We start from the raw sequence: 19,244 nt of genomic DNA, 5'->3' as shown, positions 1-19,244 counted from the left end.
GCGCTGCGGCCGCTTTTTTTGTGCCATACTTTCCCTCGGCGGCAAAGTATGGTATACTGCTCATACCGATGGATAGGGTTCTTTTGTGGGGGAAAGGAGAAACGCCAATGAAAGGGAAAGAAAAGGCTGCGGCGTGCTTTCAAACATGGTTTTTGTATTTTTGGATATATGCGGTCATCGGCTGGATCTATGAGGTGTTCCTGGAAGTTGTGGTATACCGCTGGGGGTTTTCCAACCGCGGTTTTCTGTTCGGGCCGTATCTGCCGGTGTACGGCTTTGGGGCGCTGCTGATTATTGCCTGCCTGCGGCCGCTGTCGCGTAAGCCATTGCGCATCGGAAAGGTCAGCGTGACACCCGTTGTGGTGTTTGCTGCGATCGTTTTGCTGACGACCGTGGTCGAGTTGATCACCAGCTATCTGCTTGAATGGACGACCGGCGGCTGGCTGTGGGACTATACGCGGTACAGCATCCAGTGGCAGGGGCGCATCTGCCTGTCGGCGAGCCTGCGTTTTGGCGTGGGCGGCATGATTATCCTGTACATCTTGCAGCCGCTGGTGGAAAAAGGTGTGGCGCGGCTGGGCGACCGGCGCAAACCGGTGTTCTGGGTGTTGTTTGTGCTGTTCGTACAGGACTGGGTGATCCGCCTGCTGCGTTGAGAGGTCAGAAGGGAGAACAAAATGAAAAAGATTTATCTTGCAGGTTTTGATGTGTTTGCGCCGGACGCGGTACAGCGCGGCGCCAAAATGAAAATGATGTGCGCGGAAAAGGGTTTTATCGGCCTGTATCCGTTTGACAACGAGGCGGATACCGCACAGGCGATTTTTGCCGGCAACTGCGGTTTGATCGACAGCGCGGATATCGTGATCGCCAACCTCAACGCCTTCCGCGGGGCGGAGCCGGACAGCGGCACCTGCTTTGAGGTCGGTTATGCGTTTGCCAAGGGCAAAACCGTATATGGCTATGTATCGGATGCGCGCAGCCTGCGCGAAAAGCTGGGCGAGCGGGACGAAAACGGTTTTTCGGTCGAGGATTTCGGCTTGCCGCTCAATCTGATGCTGTCGTGCAGCGCGCGGATCGTCGAGGGTGATTTTGCGGCGGCGCTCGCGGTTTGCCGTGCAGAGCAGGCATAAAAAACGGCAAAACAGACAGAATAAGTTCCGGTGATTTGTGATGAAAGGACAAACAGCGGGACTTTTTTTGTTGGGTGCGGGCGGATATTCGCTCATTGAAATCCTTTGGCGCGGCTATACGCACTGGACGATGGCGCTGACGGGCGGCGCGGTGCTGGTCGGGCTGCACCGGCTGCGAGGCCGTGTGCGCGGGGAGAAGCCGCTTGCGCGCTGCCTGTGCGGCGCGGCGTGCATCACAGCGGCGGAATATGTGGTCGGCTGCACGGTCAACCGCGTCTATCATATGGATGTGTGGGATTATTCGCGGGAAAAAGGGAATATTCAGGGGCAGATCTGTCCCAAATATGCGGCACTCTGGACGCTGCTCGCCGCACCGGTCATGCTGCCCAAATAAGTGCTTGCCAAGCGGGCGCCGCGGGCGTATAATATCGGTGGCAATACGCCGGAAAGGAGAAACGCCATGCTGATCGCAGTCAATGCAGGAAACAGCCACGTTTTGCTGGGCGGTTATGAAGAAGACGCGCAGGTTTTTGCCGCTTCCATCGCGACCGAACCCAAGCAGACCGGAGATGATTATGCCTGCAAGCTGCGGCAGGTTTTTGACCTGTATGGCGTGCCGTCCGGATGCATCCGCGGTGCGGTGCTCAGCTCGGTGGTGCCGGGCATGGTGTCCGTGCTGGAAAATGCGCTGCGCCTGCTGGGTGTGACCGACGTGATCGAGGTGTCCAGCGGGGTGAAAACCGGTCTGAACATCCGCTCGGAACAGCCGCGGCAGGTCGGCTCCGACCGCGTGGCGGCCGCTGTGGCCGCGCGCGCCAAGGGCAAGCTGCCCTGTGTGGTGGTGTGCCTGGGCACGGCGACGACGTTTACCGTGCTCGATCAGGCGGGCGCGTTGGTCGGCTCTGCGATCACCGCGGGCGTGCGCTTGAGCGTGGAAGCCCTGCGTCAGCAGGCGGCACAGCTGCCTTCTGTGGCGCTGGAGGCCAAAAACGAGGGCGTTCTGGCGCGCAACACGGTGGACGCGATGCGCGTGGGCGCGGTTTTCGGTGCAGCGGCGATGGTGGACGGTATGGTTGAGCGTTTCGCGGAAGCGCTCGGACAGACGCCGCATATGATCGTCACGGGCGACAGTGCACCGCTGGTGCTGCCGTATCTGCGCGCTGCGTGTGAGTACGACAGGAATCTGCTGCTGGACGGGCTGCACCTGATCTGGAAGCGCAATCGCTCCTGAAGCGTATTGACCAAATAAGCCCTGTACCCGACGAAAAGGGCGGGACGGGAGCAGGAGGAAAACAGAATATGAATCAGAAAAAGACGGACGTAAAGCTGCTGGCGCAGATGGCGCTGCTGGTGGCGCTGGAACTGGTGCTGGCGTTCACGCCGCTGGGCTACATACCGCTCGGCTTTATGAATGCAACGACCATGCACATCCCGGTCATTCTCGGTGCGTGCCTGCTGGGGCCCAAGGCGGGCGCCGTGCTGGGTGCGGAGTTCGGCATCACAAGCGTCATCCGTGCGACGATCACCCCGAACCTGACCTCGTTCGTGTTCACCCCGTTTTACAGCTTCAGCCCGGAGTTTTCGGGCAACTGGACCAGCCTGATCGTGGCGATCGTGCCGCGCGTGCTGATCGGTGTGATCGCGGGTCTGGTGTTCCAGCTGGTGATGCGCATTTCGCATGACAAGCAGGCGCTGGCGCTGCCGGTTGCGGGTTTTGTGGGCTCCATGGTCAACACGATCGGCGTAATGGGCCTGATTTACCTGCTGTTCGGTGAGCAGTACGCGGCGGCGGGCGGCCAGAGCTTTGACCTGCTGCTTAAGGTCATTATGGGCGTAGTGGCGATCAACGGTGTGCCGGAGGCACTGATCGCTGCGGTGCTGACGCTGGCGGTCGGCAAGGTGCTGATCAGCATTTTCGGTCGCCGCGGCGCGAAAGCAACACAGCACGGTACGGTCTGATCCAACACATAGAACGAAAAAAGCTGCGTATCCCGCAGCTTTTTTTTCAAAGGAGGAACAATATGCAGCAGATTGATTTTATGCAGGTCGGCGGGTTTCAGGTCGGCCAGGCGCAGGACGAAAAAGCCGGTACGGGCGTGACCGTGCTTCTGTTTGACGAGTGTGCGCCCGCGGGGGTGGATATCCGCGGCGGCGGTCCGGCTAGCCGCGAAACGCCGCTGCTGGCGCCGGTGGCGGACGCGGCCGGACTGCACGCGCTTGTGCTTTCGGGCGGATCGGCGTTCGGGCTGGACGCGGCGGGCGGCGTGATGCGCTTTCTGGAGGAGCGAGGTATTGGCTTTGATACGGGCATCACGCCCGTGCCGCTGGTCGCGCAGTCGTGCATTTTTGATCTGGCGATCGGTGATAAATCCGTGCGGCCGGACGGCGCGATGGCTTACCGCGCATGCGAGAACGCTTCGCGCACCGAGCTGGCGCTGGGCTGCGTCGGCGGCGGCATGGGCGCAACGGTCGGCAAGTTCTGCGGCGCGCCGTATGCCATGAAGAGCGGCATCGGCGCGTATGCGGTGCAGGCGGGGGAGATCCGCGTGGGCGCGATCGTGGTGGTCAACGCCTTGGGCGATATCTTCGACGTGGACACCGGCCGTCAGATCGCCGGCCTGCGTGCCGAGAACGGACACGGTCTGCGCTCGACCGAGGAGCAGATGTATGCGGGTATTGAAACCGCGCGCAACCCGTTTTCGGCGAACAAAACGGCGACCAACACAACGATCGGCGCGATTGTGACCAATGCGGCATTCAGCAAGGCGGAGCTGACGCGCGTGGCATCCATGGCGCACAACGGCTTTGCGCGCGCGATCCGGCCGGTACATACCACGGCGGACGGCGATTCGATCTATGCGTGCTCGGTCGGTCACGAAAAGGCCGACCTCAACGCGGTCGCGACGCTCGCGTCCTACGTCATGGCGAAAGCGATCGGCTGCGGCGTGCGCGCCGCACGCGACGGCTTCGGCCTGCCCTGTGCGCAGACGCTGGGCACGGTTTGAGCGAAAAAAAGAAAAAGCGGCGGCCTGTCCGACTGGGTTCGGACGGGCCGCCGTTTTGTTTTGGCGTTTTGCTGCTCAGAGCAGACCCATCAGGTGCTGCATGCCGAGGCTGACGCCGGTGATGCCGATCCAGCAGCAGAAGCCCATCAGGATCGGCTTGCCGCCGGTGCGGATCAGTTTGATAATGTTGGTGTGCAGGCCGATGGCCGCCATGGCCATGATGATGAAGAACTTGGAAAGCGATTTGAAGGGATCGAATACCGCGGCATCCACGCCGTTCATCGTGGCAACCGTAGTGATGATCGAGGCGAGCACAAAGAACAGGATGAAGAAGGGGAAAATCTTGCGGAGGGAGAAGCTGCCGCGGCGCGTCTCGTTGCTGCGCTTGGCCTGCCGTACCTGCCAGAAGGCGAGCACGAGCGTGATCGGGATGATGGCCAGCGTGCGGGTCAGTTTGACGATGGTGGCATAGGCCAGCACCGCGCCCTGCGTACCATGCAGAGTATCCCAAGTGGAAGCGGCGGCCGTGACCGAAGAGGTATCATTGATCGCTGTGCCGGCGAACAGGCCGAAGCCGTCGTTGGTCAGGCCGATCGCGCCGCCGAACGAGGGGAAAATCAGCGCGGCCAGCACATTGAACAGGAAGATGACCGAAATCGCCTGCGCGATCTCTTCGTCATCCGCGCCGATGACCGGTGCGGTGGCCGCAATCGCAGAGCCGCCGCAGATGGACGAGCCGACACCGACCAGCGTGGAAATATTGGCCGGGATCTTCATGCAGCGGTACAGGACAAAGGAAATGATCAGCGAGGTGGCGATGGTCGAGCAGATGATGGGCAGCGACAGCGCGCCAACCTTGGCAATTTCAGACAGGTTCAGGCCGAAACCGAGCAGGATGACCGCGTATTGCAGGATCTTCTTGGAGGTGAAGGTGATGCCGCCCGCAAAGCGCGTCTGGTTTTTCCAGAGCAGCGTGATCACCATACCGGCAAGGATGGCGAACACCGGCCCGCCGATCACGGGGAACAGATGACCGAGATACCAGCAGGGAAGCGCGATGATCAGGCAGAGCAGCAGACCGGGACCGTTTTGTTTGATGAATTGCATGTCGTTTTCCTTCTTTTTTCTCTTTTTTTCTTGATTATAATACAGCTTCACGATAAAATAAAATGAAGAATACTAATACTTCCATAAATTGTACTTATAGGTGATTTTATGCTGGACACAAGACTGCATACCTTTCTGGTGTTATGTGAAACCATGAACTATACCCGTGCGGCGGAGCAGCTGTGCATCACACAGCCGGCCGTGACCCATCATGTACACTTTCTGGAAGATCATTACGGCTGTCGGCTGTTTTCCTATGAAGGCAAGACGCTGCGTCTGACCGATGCCGGATTGCGCCTGCGCGAGCTGGCGCGTTCGCTGGCATATAACTGCGATCAGGTCGAGCAGCGCATGGCCGCGCCCGAGGCGGTGTCGCTGCGGGTGGGCGCGACCAAGACCATCGGGGAATATGTGATCGCTCCGCAGGTGCAGCGATTTTTGCAGGCGCATCCCACCGCCCGTTTTTCCCTGCTGGTGGAAAACACCCAGATTTTGCTGCGCGAATTGGAAGGCGGACGGCTGGATTTTGCGCTGGTCGAAGGTTTTTTCGATCAGGAAAAATATGCTGCGAAAATGTACCGGCAGGAGGCATTTCTGGGGGTCTGCGCACCGACGCACCGTTTTGCCGGGCGCGCGGTGCCCTTTGACGAGCTGGTGCGCGAGCGCCTGCTGGTGCGCGAGGCGGGATCGGGCACGCGCGCGGTGTTTGAACAGGCGCTGCGCCGCCGCAGCCGCACGCTGCGCAGTTTTCCCAGTCTGGCCTGCATCAGCGACTTCGCGATGATCAAGACGCTGGTCCGGGACGGCGTCGGCGTTTCCTTTTTGTATGCTGCGGTGGTCGAGCGCGAGCTTGCGGCGGGAACGCTCGCGCAGTTCACGCTCGAAGGGGAACCGCTCAGCGGTGCGTTTCATTTTGTTTGTCTCAAGGATAATCAGTTTGCGGACGCGTGGACGGACTGGATGGAATAGCGCACGGCAAATCATGTTGTAAATATTGTAAAAAACGGCGGTTTTCTCCCACAAGCTGCGGAGAAACCGCCGTTTTTGTGCGTAAGAAAAACTTTCCATCCCAAAGTCTTTTCATGCAGCCAAAAATGCTGCGCGAAAAGCAAAGGGTCACAGGCGTTTTTGCGGGCATCGCGTGGCATAGTAAACGCGGAGGGGAAAAAATGCAGCAAAGACATGCAAAAAAAATCGCAGTTTCCCTGATTTTGACCCTTGCGATGCTGGTTTCCGCGCAGGCGGCGGAGATCTCCTCCCTCATCCCGATCGGCCATACGGTCGGCATTCAGATGAGCGCGGATGGCGTGCTGATCGTGCGGCTGGATGACGTGCAGACGGCGGACGGCGCGGTCTGTCCGGCGCGGGATGCGGGTGTGCAGGAAGGCGACCTGATCGTCGGGGTCAACGGAGCGGAAGTCAGCGCCAACGATGATCTGCAAAAACAGATCGCGCTTTCCGGCGGGCAACCGGTGGAGCTGACGCTCGAAAACGATGGCAGCACACGCACGGTGACCGTGACGCCGTGCGCGGATGAGGACGGTGTGTACCGCATCGGCGTGCTCGCGCGCGACGGCATGGCGGGCATCGGCACGCTGACCTATGTCGATCCGGAAACCGGCGCGTACGGTTCGCTCGGCCACGGCATCTGCGACAGTGAAACCGGCGTGCTCATCCCGCTCAAAGACGGCAGCCTGATCGAGTCCTCGGTCGGGTCGGTGCAGCGCGGTGAAGCCGGCGAGCCGGGCGCGCTGCAAGGCGAGTTTTCCACGGACGGCACGATCGGTACGGTGGATGAGAACACCGAGAGCGGTATTTTCGGCACACTGACCGACAGTTCGGTCTATGAATCGCTGGAATCCGTGCCGGTGGCATCGGCCGATGAGATTCAGGTGGGCGAGGCGGAAATCCTGACCAACGTCGAAGGGGACACGGTCGAAAGGTATTCTGTGCAGGTGGAAAAAATTTATCCGGAGGATGACGAGTATGGCCGCGGCATGATGCTGCGCGTGACCGATCCGGAACTGATCGAGAAAACCGGCGGCATTGTGCAGGGCATGAGCGGCAGTCCGGTGCTGCAAAACGGCAAGCTGATTGGTGCGGTGACGCACGTTCTGGTCAATGACCCGACCTGCGGCTATGCCATCGGCATCGAACGGATGATTGAGGAAATGGAAAATTAAGGCGGATGATGGCGCGGTTTGTCGAAATTTGTCGAATTGTGTCGAGCGAAAAAAGTTCAGAGATTCGAGATTTTCCTTGAATAATTTGGAAGTATATGGTAAATTAATGACAAGAAAGAGAGACGACAAATTTTCGGAAAGCTGGTATTGACAACATGGAACAGAAAATCCGGGTATTGATCGCGGACGACGACAGCGAATTCTGCGCGCGCATGGCAGCGGCGCTGGAACAAGCCGATGATATGGAACTGGCCGGCATTGCGGAAGACGGCGGAAAAGCCCTTGCGGCTGTGCAGGAACTCAAACCTGATCTGCTCATCATCGATCTGGTGCTGCCGGTGATGGACGGTATCATGGTGCTCGATCGCCTGCGGTCGCAGGGACAGCACAAACCTGCGGTAGTGGTGCTTTCTGCGTTTGCCAGTCCTCAGGCCGGGGCGGAATGCACGGCGCTGGGCGTGGATATGTTTCTGCGCAAGCCGATGGAGGCCGAGCGCGTATGCGAACGCATCCGCCTGTGGCGCGCAGGAAAGCAGGAGGAAACCCCGTCGGGGGAAGGGAAAGCGCTCGAGGTGCGCGTGACTGAGGTCATCCATCAGGTCGGCGTACCGGCGCATATCAAGGGCTATCAGTATCTGCGTGAGGCGATCATGATGGCGGTCAATGATATGGACGCGGTGAGCGCGATTACCAAAGTATTGTATCCGTCGATTGCGAAGAAATTCAAAACGACCTCTTCGCGCGTCGAGCGGGCGATCCGCCACGCGATCGAGGTCGCATGGGATCGCGGCGATATCGAAACGCTGCAAAGCTATTTCGGCTATACGGTGTCGGGCGTCAAGGGCAAACCGACCAACTCGGAGTTTATTTCCATGATTGCCGACCGGCTGCGGCTGCAAATGCGGTTCGGGGCGTAAACACAATCGAACAGGGGACGGGGCGGGATGCTCCGTCCCTTATTTTGTCTGGAAATATGTCTGACAATAGGATATAATAATCTCAAGCAGAAATTTGCAGAAAAATGAGGATTGTTTTGATGAAAATCATGGTCATTGACGGCAACAGCATTTTGAACCGCGCGTTTTACGGCGTGCGGCAGCTCTCCAACCACGAGGGCTTGCCGACCAACGCGGTTTACGGTTTCCTTGCCACCCTGTTCAAATTGCAGGACGACGAAAAACCCGACCGCACCGTCGTCTGCTTTGACGTGCGGGAGAAAACCTTCCGTCATCTGAAATTCGATTCCTATAAAGCCACGCGCAAGGGCATGCCGGACGAGCTGGCAGCGCAGCTGCCGGTCGTCAAGGACGTGCTGGACGCAATGGGGCTGGTGCGCTGCGAACTGGCGGGCTACGAGGCCGACGACCTGATCGGCACGATCAGCCGCCGCGCAAACGAGCATGGCGACCAATGCGTCGTCGTCACGGGCGACCGCGACAGCTTGCAGCTGGTCGGCGGCGGCACGACCGTGCGGCTGGTGACGACCAAGATGGGGCAGACCACCTACGAAAGCTATGATACGGAAAAATTCCGTGAAAAATACGGGTTTGATCCGATTTACCTGGTCGATCTCAAGGCGCTGATGGGCGACTCGTCGGACAACATTCCGGGCGTGCCGGGCATCGGGGAAAAGACCGCGATGCAGCTGCTGCACGACTTTGGCTCGCTGGACGGCGTATACCAGCATCTGGACGACCCGCGCATCAAAAAAGGCGCGCGCACCAAGCTGGAAGCGGGCGAGCAGTCGGCCAGGGACAGCTACTGGTTGGCGACGATCGACCGGAACGCGCCGCTCGAGCTGGATGTGGAAAACCTGCCCGAAGCCAAAATGGATGCGCAGGCGCTGTACGACATGCTGACGCGGTTGGAATTCAAAAACTACATCAAGCGGCTGAACTTAAGCGGCGAGCAGGCCGCGCCGCGCCTGCCCGAAACGCAGGTGCAGCGCGTGACGCAGGCGGCGGAAGCCTTTGCGCTCCTCGACGCGCTGACCGCGTCCGACCGCGTGTTTGCCGTGCTTTCCGAAACGCTGCGCGCGGTTTGCCTGCTCGACGGCGAAACGGCATCCGTGCTGTTTGCGGACGATTTCGCCGAAAACGAGTGGGACGACCTGCTGCGCCGCCTGTTCGACGGCTCGATCGAGCTTGTACTGCACGACGCCAAGCCGGTCGCAGCGGCGCTGCTTGCGCGCGGGATTTCGCCCGATGGCATCCGCTTTGACACCTGCATCGCGGCGTACGTCATCGATCCGACACAGTCGGGCTATGACCTGCCGCGTGTGGCGCTGGCGTACTGCAACACCGAGCTGCCCGCCCTCGATCTGGACGATCCGGCGGCGGTTTCTCCGCTCGGCGGGCAGGACGCGACCGCTGCGGCCTGCGCACAGCACGCCGCAGCCATCCGCGCGATCTATACCGAAACCGCCGAGCAGATCGAGCAGCTGGGCATGCGCAAGCTGTATTACGAGATCGAGCTGCCGCTCCTGCGCGTGCTGGCCGAGATGGAAGTGCTCGGCTGCGCGGTCGAGCCGGAAGCGCTGCGTGCCTTCGGCGACAAGCTGGATGCGCGCATCCGCGAGCTGACCCAGCAGATCTATCACGATGCGGACGGCGAGTTCAACATCAACAGCCCCAAGCAGCTGGGCGAGGTGTTGTTTGAAAAACTGCATCTGTCCGCGCCGAAAAAGACCAAAACCGGCTATTCCACCAGCGCCGAGGTGCTCGAGCGCATCGCGGAGGATCATCCGATCGTGCCGCGTATTCTGGAATACCGCCAGCTGAGCAAGCTCAAGAGCACCTATGTCGAGGGGCTTCTGAAGGTTATCAGCCCCAAGGACGGCCGTATCCATACGCACTTCCAGCAGACGGTCACCGCGACCGGCCGCCTGTCCTCGACCGATCCGAATTTGCAGAATATCCCGGTGCGCACCGAGCTGGGTCGCGAGCTGCGCCGTATGTTTGTCGCGCCGGATGACGACCATGTGCTGATCGACGCGGACTATTCGCAGATCGAGCTGCGCGTGCTCGCGCATATCTCGCAGGACGCACATATGATCGAAGCCTTCCGTTCGGGGCAGGACATTCACGCCGCGACCGCGGCCAAGGTCTACCATGTGCCGCTGGAGGAGGTCACGCCGCAGATGCGCTCCTCGTGCAAGGCGGTGAACTTCGGCATTGTATACGGCATTTCGGATTTTTCGCTTGCGCAGGATATCGGCGTAACGCGCAAGGAGGCGGGCGAGTTTATCCGTACCTATCTTGCCACCTATCCGGGTGTTGCCAAATATATGGACGACATCAAGGAAAGCGCGAAGGAAAATGGCTATGTGACGACCTTGTTCGGGCGCCGTCGTGCGCTGCCCGAACTCAAGAGCCGCAACTTCAATATCCGCTCGTTCGGCGAGCGCGTTGCGATGAATACACCCATTCAGGGCACCGCGGCGGACATCATCAAGATCGCGATGGTGCGCGTGCGCGACCGCCTGCTGCGCGAAGGGCTGGAAAGCCGCCTGATTTTGCAGGTGCACGACGAGCTGATCCTCGAGGCGCCCAAAAACGAGCAGGAAACCGCGATGCGGCTGCTGCGCGAGGAGATGGAAGCGGCGTTCCCGATGGATGCGCCGCTGGTGGCGGAAGCCAAGGCGGGACACAGCTGGTATGACACAAAATAATTTGCATGGAACCGTACTGGGAGTGTTTTTCTATGGATAGTATCATTTTTATTTGCACGGGCAACACCTGCCGTTCTCCGATGGCGGAAGGCTTGTTCCGCGCGCATGACGGCGAGGAACAGACCGGCCTTGCGGCCGCGTCGGCGGGTTTGTTCACGCAGGACGGCCTGCCGGCTTCCGAAAACGCGGTGGCGGCGGCAGGGGAGCTGGGCGCGGATATCTCGGCGCACCGCTCGCGGATGCTGACGCCTGAAATGGCCAAAAACGCGCGCTATCTGGTCTGTATGACCGGCGCGCTGTATGACCGCCTGTGCGAGTTGTACCCGGACTGCGCGGACAAGGTGTTCACCCTGCTGCCTGCGGACGTTTCCGACCCGTTCGGCGGCGATCTGGAAACCTATCGCCGCGCGGCGGCCGAGATCGATCAGGGCGTGCGCAGCATCATTGGGAGACTGGGCGCATGACGGTCGTGCCGATGGCGGAGCGCCATTTGGCGGCGCTGGCGGAGATCGAAAAAGCGTGTTTTCACGCGCCGTGGAGCGAAAGCATGCTGCGCGAAGAGCTGGGCAAAGGGCTTTTTCTGGTTGCCGAGCGGGACGGACAGGCGGTCGGCTATGTCGGCTGCCAGACCGTGCTGGACGAAGGGTACATCACCAATGTCGCGGTGTCGCCGGATTGCCGGCGGCAGGGGATCGGCCGCGCGCTGATTGCAGAATTGGTGTCCCGCGCGCGGGTGCAGGACTTGGCTTTTGTCACGCTGGAGGCGCGTGCGTCCAATGCGCCTGCCCTTGCGCTGTATGAAGGCGCGGGCTTTGGGCGCGTCGGCGTGCGCAAAAATTTTTATACCGCGCCGACCGAGGACGCGGTGCTGATGACGCTGTTTCTAAAGGAGTGAAGCACATGGAGATCCGGTTTGTGGACGCGGACAACGCGGACTTTCTGGCGCTGGTGCAGCAGCTGGACGAGTATTATTTCCAGGTCGTGGGCGAGGTACATCGGCGGTATGCCAAATACAACGACCCGCATCTGCTGAACGCCCGCATGGCAGCGTATCAGGGCGGAAAAGCCGCTGGCTGCGGTGCATGGAAGAAAATTGACGACCAGACCGCCGAGATCAAGCGGATTTTTGTCGCGCCGGATTGCCGACGGCAGGGCGTTGCCAGCGCACTGATCCGCGCACTTGAGCAGGACGTCGCAGCGCACGGCTACACGCGCGCGATTCTCGAAACTGCGCGCACGACCGACGATTCCGCGGCGCTGTATCACAAGCTGGGGTATCAGGAAATCGCGTATTACGGCAGCCCGGCGGGCGCGGAAAACTGCCGCTGCTTCGAGAAAATGCTGGCGGTGGAGGAGAGTCGGACATGATCGTGTTTTTGGCGCTTTGCCTGATCGGAACGGTGATGTGCGCCTGCGTGTTCGCCCATGCGCTGTGCGATGCGCTGCGCGCGGTACAGGGCGGCGGCGACCCGAAGGCACAGGTGGTCCGCATGCAGGTCAGCTTGAGCGGCGCGCTGCTGCTGCCGGTGGCGGCGGTGATTCGGGTGCTGATTTTTATGACATATTCTTTTTAACGGGTGGGTATCAACGCATGAGAATTTTGGCTATCGAGTCCTCCTGCGACGAGACGGCGGCAGCCGTGATCGAGGACGGACGGAAAATTTTATCCAGCGTGGTGGATACGCAGATCGCGACGCACGCGCTGTATGGCGGCGTGGTGCCGGAGATCGCCTCGCGCCGGCACATGGAAGCGGTTGTGCGCGTGACCGAGTGTGCGCTCGCGGACGCGAAGATGGACAAGCACGCGGTGGACGCGGTCGCAGCGACCTGTGCACCGGGGTTGATCGGCGCGCTGCTCGTCGGCGCGAATTTCGGAAAGTCGCTTGCCTTTGCACTGGACAAGCCGTTTATCCCGGTGCATCACATCCGGGGACACATCGCGGCGACCTATCTCGCCTATCCTGAACTCAAACCGCCGTTTTTGACGCTAATCGCGTCGGGCGGGCACAGCGAGATCGTCATCGTGCGCGATTACACGCAGTTTGAGATCCTCGGCGGCACGCGGGACGACGCGGCGGGCGAGGCGTTTGATAAGGTCGCGCGCGTTTTGGGCGTCGGCTATCCGGGCGGCCCCAAGATCGACAAAATGGCGCAGGAGGGCGATCCGACGCGGTATAAGCTGCCGGATTCGCATATCAAGGATGCGCCGCTCGACTTTTCCTTTTCCGGCCTCAAGACGGCGGTCATCAATCTGGCGCACAACGCCGAGCAGAAGGGCGAGGAGATCGACAAAAACGACCTTGCCGCTTCGTTCTGTGAGGCGGTGGTGCGCACGCTCGTGCCGCGGCTCGAGCAGGCCGTCCATCAGACACATGCGCGGCGCGTGGTGTGCGCGGGCGGCGTGGCAGCCAATTCCTTCCTGCGGGCCGCGCTTTCCGACATGGCAAAGCGCACGCATACGCAGCTGTATCTGCCGCCGCTGAGTCTGTGTGGCGATAACGCGGCGATGATCGGCAGCCAGGCCTATTTTGAGTATCTTGCAGGTAATACAGGCACGACCCTGCAAAATGCATTCGCGACTGCGGAGATCGGCGAGAATATTTGTGAAAAGCGATAGGCGAAAAGGCCTTTTCAAAAGAACGGAAATGATGTAGAATAGAAGTGGTTTTTGCGCTGCAAAAGCCACTTCTGTTTTGTTTTTGGGCACGGTGCGTTTTGCGCGCCGTGGAGAAGGCTGTGGAAGCCGTAACCACCCGCCTTGCATGGGGCGGGGCGCGGTGCGCACGAAAAGGCGCCGCGTGTGGGACATAAAGGAGCGAAGGAAACACAAAATGGGTATGACAATTGCGCAAAAGATCCTGAAGGCGCATCTGGTGGACGGTGAAATGGTACAGGGGCAGGAAATCGGCCTCAAGATCGACCAGACGCTGACGCAGGATGCCACCGGCACGATGGCCTATCTGCAGTTTGAGGCCATGGGCGTCGATCAGGTCAAGACCGAGCGGTCGGTTGCCTATATCGATCATAATACCCTGCAATCCGGCTTTGAAAATGCGGACGACCACAAATATATCGGCTCGGTCGCGAAAAAGCACGGCATCTACTATTCCAAGGCGGGCAACGGCATCTGCCATCAGGTGCATCTGGAGCGCTTCGGCGCGCCGGGCAAGACCCTGATTGGCTCGGACAGCCACACCCCGACCGGCGGCGGCATCGGCATGCTGGCGTTCGGCGCGGGCGGTCTGGACGTTGCAGTAGCGATGGGTGGCGGCGCGTATTACATCCCGATGCCCAAGATGGTGCGCGTGACCCTGACGGGCAAGCTGTCGCCGTGGGTTTCGGCCAAGGACGTCATCCTTGAGGTGCTGCGCCAGATGACCGTCAAGGGCGGCGTCGGCAAGATTGTCGAGTACGCGGGCGAGGGCGTAAAGACCCTGTCCGTCCCTGAGCGCGCGACCATCACCAACATGGGCGCAGAGCTGGGCGCGACGACTTCGATCTTCCCGTCCGACGAGGAGACGAAAAAGTTCCTCGAGGCGCAGGGCCGCGGCGACGTATGGGTCGAGCTGTCCTCCGACCCGGACGCGACTTACGACGAGGAATATACGGTTGACCTGTCCGCGCTTGAGCCGCTGGCTGCAATGCCGCACATGCCGGACAACGTCAAAAAGGTGTCCGAGATCGGCAACATCAAGATCAACCAGTGCTGCATCGGTTCGTGCACCAACTCTTCTTACTACGATATGATGAAGGTTGCGTCCATTCTCAAGGGCAAGACTGTGCATCCGGACGTTTCGCTGACCATCAGCCCGGGTTCCAAGCAGGTGTTCAACATGCTCGCGCAGAACGGCGCGCTGGCAGATATCATTTCGGCGGGCGCGCGCATTCTGGAATGTGCCTGCGGTCCCTGCATCGGCATGGGCCAGTCGCCGGAGTCTGCGGGTGTATCCCTGCGCACCTTTAACCGCAACTTTGAAGGCCGTTCCGGCACGCAGGACGCGCAGATTTATCTGGTGTCGCCCGAAGTTGCCGCGGCTTCCGCGCTCGCGGGCGTGCTGACCGATCCGCGTACGCTGGGCGAGATGCCCGAAATCGAGATGCCCGAGCACTTTGTTATCAATGACAACATGATCGTCAAGCCCGCGGAGCATCCGGAAGAGGTCGAGGTCGTACGCGGCCCGAACATCAAGCCGTTCCCGCTTGGCAAGGCGCTCGAAGCGAGCTACACCGGAAAGGTCGTTCTCAAGACCGAGGACAACATCACGACCGACCACATCCTGCCCGCCGGCGCCAAGCTGCTGCCGTACCGTTCGAATGTGCCGTACTACTCCAACTACTGCTTCATCAACGTCGATCCGGAGTTCCCGGCGCGCTGCAAGGAGCAGGGCGGCGGCATCATCGTCGGCGGCGCGAACTATGGTCAGGGCTCGTCGCGTGAGCACGCGGCGCTTGTCCCGCTGTATCTGGGCGTCAAGGCTGTGCTGTGCAAGTCGTTTGCACGTATCCACAAGGCAAACCTGGTCAATTCCGGTATTCTGCCGCTGACCTTTGCCGATCCGGCGGATTATGACGCGATCAACCTGCTCGACGAGATCTCTCTGCCGAATGTGCTGGAAGAGATCAAGAACGGCCAGCAGGTCACCGTGGTGTGCGGCGGCAAGACGTTCAAGGCGGATTGCGACGTATCCGACCGTCAGCGCGGCGCGCTGCTGGCCGGCGGCACGCTCAATTACGCCCGTCAGAATGTAAAATAAACTGCTTGTGTCAGAGGGAGCCGGAGGCTCTCTCTGACCTGCTTTTCTTGACAGAACATAGAAGTTTTGTTAAAATAATATCAATTCAATAGGAGGACGTTCCCATGTCTATCGATCAGTCCATTCTGGAAAAGTTTGAAGCAGTCGTCGAGAGCCAGCGCAAGCGCATTGCGGATATGAAGGCGCAGGACGACTTTATTGATTATTCTAAACTCGACAAGCTGATTATCGGCGTGTGCGGCGGCGACGGCATTGGTCCGATGATTACCGGTATGGCCCAGCATGCGCTCGAAGTGCTGTTGGCCGACAAGGTCAAGGCGGGCAAGGTGGAGTTCCGCGTCATCGACGGCCTGACCATCGAGCGCCGCGCCGAGCTCGGCTGCGCGATCCCGCCCGACGTCATGGAGCAGCTCAAGCAGTGCCATGTCATCCTCAAGGGGCCGACCACGACCCCGCGCAAGGGCGATCCGTGGCCGAACGTGGAGTCTGCGAACGTGGCGATGCGCAAGGCGCTCGACCTGTTTGCCAACGTGCGCCCGGTCAAGGTGCCTGAACTCGGCATCGACTGGACCTTCTATCGTGAGAACACCGAAGGCGGCTACGCGGTCGGTTCGCAGGGTGTGCAGATTGACGACGACCTGTTCATCGACTTTACCGTTGCCACTTCGCAGGGCTGCGAGCGTATCGCCCGTCTGGCGTTTGATTATGCGCGCAAGACCGGCAAGAACCGCGTTTCCTGCGTAACTAAGGCGAACATCATCAAGACGACTGACGGCAAGTTCCTCGACACCTGCCAGAAGGTGGCGAAGGAATACCCGGAAGTTGAGTTTGACGACTGGTACATCGATATCATGACCGCGAAGCTGCTCGACGACAAGCGTCGCCGCGACTTCAAGGTGGTCGTACTGCCCAACCTGTACGGTGATATCATCACCGACGAGGCGGCTGAGATTCAGGGCGGCGTCGGCACCGCGGGCTCGGCCAACATCGGCAAGCGCTACGCGATGTTCGAAGCGATCCACGGCTCTGCGCCGCGTATGGTGCAGGAAGGCCGCGCCAAGTACGCCGATCCGTCGAGCGTGCTGCGTGCTTCCGTCATGCTGCTCGAGCATATCGGCGAGATCGAACTGGCGAAAAAACTCGACCGCGCGCTTGACATCTGCATGTTCGAGGAAAAGAAAGTGGTCGTCACCGGCCGCGATACCGGCGCTACCGCGCAGGAATTTACCGATTATGTGCTGGATACGATTGCCGGCCTGTAATCGTTTATCTTAATCAGGAAGAAGGAGAGAGCCTGTGGAACGAAAGCAAGAGGTTTCCAAAGCGGTCATTCAGCGTCTGCCGCGCTATTACCGGAATATCTGCGAACTGAAGGCTGAAGGCGTGCAGCGCATCTCTTCGCGTTCACTGGCGGAGCGCATGGGATTGACGGCTTCGCAGATCCGACAGGACTTTAACTGTTTCGGCGGTTTCGGCCAGCAGGGGTATGGATATAATATCGACAAACTGATGGAGGAATTGGGCTCGATCCTCGGTCTGCGTGCGGGCCGTACGGCGATCCTGCTGGGCGCGGGCAACTTGGGCCGCGCGCTGCTCAATAACTTTGACTTTGCTGCAAGCGGATTCCGTCTGCTGTGCGCGTTTGACGCCAATCCGGAACTGAAGGGCAAAGAGTTCGGCGGTTATCCGGTGCGCAGCAGCGATGATTTGCCGTCGTTCATTGCGGCGCACAAGCCGGATGTGGCGGTGCTGACCATTCCGCGCAGCCATGCGCCGGAAATTGCACGGGAGCTGGTCGATCAGGGTATCCGAGGCCTGTGGAATTTTACGGGCGAGGATTTGCATCTGGGCGGCTTGGGCGTACCGGTGGAGAACGTCCATTTGTCTGACAGTTTGATGACGCTGTGCCATCTGGTCAGCACGACAGAGGAATAAAAAAAGAAACGGTCTTTCGACCGTTTCTTTTTTTGCGTGTTACATTTTGTCCAGATAGTAGGGCGTGGTCTGGTATACATAGTAGTTGACCCAGTTGGTATAAAACAGATGGGCATGTGCCTTCCAAGTGACGAGGATCTCGTCGTCCGGATCGTCGTTGTGAAAATAATGGACGGGGACATCCGGATTCAGGCCCTTCGCCAGATCGCGTTCATATTCTTTCTTGAGCGTATCCGAATCGTATTCTCCGTGGCCGAGCACGAAGATCTGACGCCCGTTCATGGCTTCTACGATGTATACACCTGCTTCGTTGGATTCAGCCAACAGACGCAGCCGGTCATCCCTGCGGATGTCCTCGGCGCGGACTTCGGTATGGCGCGAATGCGGCGCGCAGAAAACATCGTCAAAACCGCGCAGAAGCGGCTCCTTGGGGAACAGCACATGATGCCGGAAGATGCCGGACATCTTTTTCGGCAGCGGATATTTGGGGATGCCATAATGGTGGTATAGACCAGCTTGCGCACCCCAGCAGATGTGCAGGGTGGAGTGAACATGGGTTTTGGTCCAGTCCATGATCTCAACCAGCTCATCCCAATATTCCACTTCTTCAAACGGCATGTTTTCTACCGGTGCGCCGGTGATAATAAAGCCGTCGTACTTTTGGTCGCGGATATCGTCGAAGGTCTTGTAGAAAGTCAGCAGATGGTCTTCGGGGGTATTCTTGGAGTGATAGGTTTTAGTTTGAATGAGATCCACTTCAATCTGGATCGGGGTGTTGGAAAGGCAGCGTAAAATCTGCGTCTCCGTTACGATTTTAAGCGGCATCAGATTGAGCAAAGCGATGCGAAGCGGTCGTATATCCTGTGTGGTCGCGCGGTGCTCAGTCATGACGAATATGTTTTCGCTTTCCAGCACAGCGCGCGCAGGCAGACTGTCGGCTATCTTGATTGGCAAGCCGACCCCTCCTTTTTATGTAAAATAGCGTTATAATACTTTATTATAGCAGAAAGGAAAAGGAACCACAAGTCAGAAAAACATAGATACGGTAAAAAACGGTTGACAAAAGGGTAAAAGAGCGGTATACTGAATAAGTCTCGTAAAGAGATGGTCAAACCGGATACGGATCAAAAAGTTGAAAAAACCTATTGACAAATGCATCTGAGTTTGATATACTAATCAAGCTGCTTCTGAGAAGAGGCGGCGCGGGTCGAAAAAGCTTGAAAAGAAAAGAAAAAACTTCTTGACAAACTGCTTCGAATCTGATATACTAAATAAGCTGTCACCGAGAACGGTAAAGAGCTTCGAAAAGTTCTGAAAATTCTCTGTTTCAGCAGATTGTACCTTGTAAATTAAACAACGAGAAAGCTTAACTTGGTTTTATATCAAGTGTAGTGCGAACCTGAAATTCTAAGAGTTTTTTACTCTTGGTAAATCGCTGGAAGTCGGAACTCCAGTAAAAA

General features: G+C 59.0%; 20 protein-coding genes. 18 read left to right on the top strand and 2 right to left on the bottom strand.

Annotated features, from left to right (window positions below; all coding sequences use genetic code 11):
* Positions 1-107 precede the first annotated feature (107 nt).
* The 6 genes from EJL02_RS10415 (at position 108) to EJL02_RS10390 (ending at position 4,135) form a co-directional block, all read left to right on the top strand.
* Entirely contained in the window at positions 108-656 is a 549-nt protein-coding gene (locus EJL02_RS10415) for a putative ABC transporter permease (RefSeq protein ID WP_164510388.1), read from the top strand.
* A gap of 21 nt (positions 657-677) precedes the next feature.
* Positions 678-1,130 (top strand): nucleoside 2-deoxyribosyltransferase, encoded by a 453-nt coding sequence (locus EJL02_RS10410; RefSeq protein WP_125116350.1) that lies wholly within the window; start codon positions 678-680, stop codon positions 1,128-1,130.
* A 40-nt stretch (positions 1,131-1,170) separates the two neighbouring features.
* On the top strand, positions 1,171-1,524 hold the full coding sequence (locus EJL02_RS10405) for a putative ABC transporter permease (RefSeq protein ID WP_125116349.1): 354 nt from the start codon (positions 1,171-1,173) through the stop codon (positions 1,522-1,524).
* 66 nt (positions 1,525-1,590) lie between these two features.
* Entirely contained in the window at positions 1,591-2,361 is a 771-nt protein-coding gene (locus EJL02_RS10400) for a type III pantothenate kinase (protein WP_125116348.1), read from the top strand.
* Between the two features lie 68 nt (positions 2,362-2,429).
* Positions 2,430-3,089: an ECF transporter S component gene (locus EJL02_RS10395; protein ID WP_125116347.1), complete on the top strand. Its 660-nt coding sequence runs from the start codon at positions 2,430-2,432 to the stop codon at positions 3,087-3,089.
* 62 nt (positions 3,090-3,151) lie between these two features.
* Positions 3,152-4,135: a P1 family peptidase gene (locus EJL02_RS10390; protein WP_125116346.1), complete on the top strand. Its 984-nt coding sequence runs from the start codon at positions 3,152-3,154 to the stop codon at positions 4,133-4,135.
* A gap of 75 nt (positions 4,136-4,210) precedes the next feature.
* On the opposite strand, the gene EJL02_RS10385 is transcribed toward EJL02_RS10390, so the two are convergent.
* A complete protein-coding gene (locus tag EJL02_RS10385) occupies positions 4,211-5,242 on the bottom strand; it encodes a YeiH family protein (RefSeq protein WP_125116345.1) in 1,032 nt (343 codons plus the stop codon).
* 108 nt (positions 5,243-5,350) lie between these two features.
* On the opposite strand from EJL02_RS10385, the gene EJL02_RS10380 reads away from it, so the two are divergent.
* From EJL02_RS10380 to EJL02_RS10325, 12 genes are all read left to right on the top strand, one after another.
* On the top strand, positions 5,351-6,211 hold the full coding sequence (locus tag EJL02_RS10380; RefSeq protein ID WP_125116344.1) for a LysR family transcriptional regulator: 861 nt from the start codon (positions 5,351-5,353) through the stop codon (positions 6,209-6,211).
* 200 nt (positions 6,212-6,411) lie between these two features.
* Positions 6,412-7,425 carry a SpoIVB peptidase gene (gene spoIVB / locus EJL02_RS10375; RefSeq protein ID WP_164510387.1) on the top strand — a complete coding sequence of 338 codons (1,014 nt, stop codon included), beginning with the start codon at positions 6,412-6,414 and terminating at the stop codon, positions 7,423-7,425.
* Positions 7,426-7,580: 155 nt separating this feature from the next.
* Positions 7,581-8,342 (top strand): sporulation transcription factor Spo0A, encoded by a 762-nt coding sequence (gene spo0A / locus EJL02_RS10370; protein WP_125116342.1) that lies wholly within the window; start codon positions 7,581-7,583, stop codon positions 8,340-8,342.
* Between the two features lie 119 nt (positions 8,343-8,461).
* Positions 8,462-11,095: a DNA polymerase I gene (gene polA, locus EJL02_RS10365; RefSeq protein ID WP_125116341.1), complete on the top strand. Its 2,634-nt coding sequence runs from the start codon at positions 8,462-8,464 to the stop codon at positions 11,093-11,095.
* Positions 11,096-11,127: 32 nt separating this feature from the next.
* Positions 11,128-11,559, top strand: a complete 432-nt coding sequence (locus tag EJL02_RS10360) for a low molecular weight protein arginine phosphatase (RefSeq protein WP_164510386.1) — start codon at positions 11,128-11,130, stop codon at positions 11,557-11,559.
* Complete coding sequence (rimI, locus tag EJL02_RS10355; protein ID WP_125116339.1) at positions 11,556-11,990, top strand: ribosomal protein S18-alanine N-acetyltransferase; 435 nt, start codon at positions 11,556-11,558, stop codon at positions 11,988-11,990. Before EJL02_RS10360 ends, rimI begins: the two co-directional genes overlap by 4 nt.
* Positions 11,991-11,995: 5 nt before the next feature.
* On the top strand, positions 11,996-12,463 hold the full coding sequence (locus tag EJL02_RS10350) for a GNAT family N-acetyltransferase (RefSeq protein ID WP_125116338.1): 468 nt from the start codon (positions 11,996-11,998) through the stop codon (positions 12,461-12,463).
* Positions 12,460-12,669: a hypothetical protein gene (locus EJL02_RS10345; RefSeq protein WP_125116337.1), complete on the top strand. Its 210-nt coding sequence runs from the start codon at positions 12,460-12,462 to the stop codon at positions 12,667-12,669. Before EJL02_RS10350 ends, EJL02_RS10345 begins: the two co-directional genes overlap by 4 nt.
* Before the next feature lie 17 nt (positions 12,670-12,686).
* Positions 12,687-13,712, top strand: a complete 1,026-nt coding sequence (gene tsaD / locus EJL02_RS10340; RefSeq protein ID WP_125116336.1) for a tRNA (adenosine(37)-N6)-threonylcarbamoyltransferase complex transferase subunit TsaD — start codon at positions 12,687-12,689, stop codon at positions 13,710-13,712.
* A 214-nt stretch (positions 13,713-13,926) separates the two neighbouring features.
* Positions 13,927-15,849: an aconitate hydratase gene (locus tag EJL02_RS10335; RefSeq protein ID WP_125116335.1), complete on the top strand. Its 1,923-nt coding sequence runs from the start codon at positions 13,927-13,929 to the stop codon at positions 15,847-15,849.
* Between the two features lie 104 nt (positions 15,850-15,953).
* On the top strand, positions 15,954-17,111 hold the full coding sequence (locus tag EJL02_RS10330; protein ID WP_125116334.1) for an isocitrate/isopropylmalate family dehydrogenase: 1,158 nt from the start codon (positions 15,954-15,956) through the stop codon (positions 17,109-17,111).
* Between the two features lie 34 nt (positions 17,112-17,145).
* Positions 17,146-17,784: a redox-sensing transcriptional repressor Rex gene (locus tag EJL02_RS10325; RefSeq protein ID WP_125116333.1), complete on the top strand. Its 639-nt coding sequence runs from the start codon at positions 17,146-17,148 to the stop codon at positions 17,782-17,784.
* A 39-nt stretch (positions 17,785-17,823) separates the two neighbouring features.
* Here EJL02_RS10325 and metA read toward each other — a convergent pair whose 3' ends face one another.
* Positions 17,824-18,738, bottom strand: coding sequence for a homoserine O-acetyltransferase MetA (gene metA, locus EJL02_RS10320; RefSeq protein WP_125116332.1), 915 nt, complete (start codon positions 18,736-18,738; stop codon positions 17,824-17,826).
* Between the last annotated feature and the right edge of the window lie 506 nt (positions 18,739-19,244).

The organism is Agathobaculum sp. Marseille-P7918 (assembly GCF_900625105.1).
In the GTDB taxonomy this organism is placed as follows: domain Bacteria; phylum Bacillota; class Clostridia; order Oscillospirales; family Butyricicoccaceae; genus Agathobaculum.
This window is presented reverse-complemented; position numbering and strand designations above follow the sequence as displayed.

Bases quoted from the DNA above. Each gene is read 5' to 3' on its own strand.
- EJL02_RS10415 (WP_164510388.1), top strand. From the start codon at position 108: ATGAAAGGGAAAGAAAAGGCTGCGGCGTGCTTTCAAACATGGTTTTTG.
- EJL02_RS10410 (WP_125116350.1), top strand. From the start codon at position 678: ATGAAAAAGATTTATCTTGCAGGTTTTGATGTGTTTGCGCCGGACGCG.
- EJL02_RS10405 (WP_125116349.1), top strand. From the start codon at position 1,171: ATGAAAGGACAAACAGCGGGACTTTTTTTGTTGGGTGCGGGCGGATAT.
- EJL02_RS10400 (WP_125116348.1), top strand. From the start codon at position 1,591: ATGCTGATCGCAGTCAATGCAGGAAACAGCCACGTTTTGCTGGGCGGT.
- EJL02_RS10395 (WP_125116347.1), top strand. From the start codon at position 2,430: ATGAATCAGAAAAAGACGGACGTAAAGCTGCTGGCGCAGATGGCGCTG.
- EJL02_RS10390 (WP_125116346.1), top strand. From the start codon at position 3,152: ATGCAGCAGATTGATTTTATGCAGGTCGGCGGGTTTCAGGTCGGCCAG.
- EJL02_RS10385 (WP_125116345.1), bottom strand. From the start codon at position 5,242: ATGCAATTCATCAAACAAAACGGTCCCGGTCTGCTGCTCTGCCTGATC.
- EJL02_RS10380 (WP_125116344.1), top strand. From the start codon at position 5,351: ATGCTGGACACAAGACTGCATACCTTTCTGGTGTTATGTGAAACCATG.
- spoIVB (WP_164510387.1), top strand. From the start codon at position 6,412: ATGCAGCAAAGACATGCAAAAAAAATCGCAGTTTCCCTGATTTTGACC.
- spo0A (WP_125116342.1), top strand. From the start codon at position 7,581: ATGGAACAGAAAATCCGGGTATTGATCGCGGACGACGACAGCGAATTC.
- polA (WP_125116341.1), top strand. From the start codon at position 8,462: ATGAAAATCATGGTCATTGACGGCAACAGCATTTTGAACCGCGCGTTT.
- EJL02_RS10360 (WP_164510386.1), top strand. From the start codon at position 11,128: ATGGATAGTATCATTTTTATTTGCACGGGCAACACCTGCCGTTCTCCG.
- rimI (WP_125116339.1), top strand. From the start codon at position 11,556: ATGACGGTCGTGCCGATGGCGGAGCGCCATTTGGCGGCGCTGGCGGAG.
- EJL02_RS10350 (WP_125116338.1), top strand. From the start codon at position 11,996: ATGGAGATCCGGTTTGTGGACGCGGACAACGCGGACTTTCTGGCGCTG.
- EJL02_RS10345 (WP_125116337.1), top strand. From the start codon at position 12,460: ATGATCGTGTTTTTGGCGCTTTGCCTGATCGGAACGGTGATGTGCGCC.
- tsaD (WP_125116336.1), top strand. From the start codon at position 12,687: ATGAGAATTTTGGCTATCGAGTCCTCCTGCGACGAGACGGCGGCAGCC.
- EJL02_RS10335 (WP_125116335.1), top strand. From the start codon at position 13,927: ATGGGTATGACAATTGCGCAAAAGATCCTGAAGGCGCATCTGGTGGAC.
- EJL02_RS10330 (WP_125116334.1), top strand. From the start codon at position 15,954: ATGTCTATCGATCAGTCCATTCTGGAAAAGTTTGAAGCAGTCGTCGAG.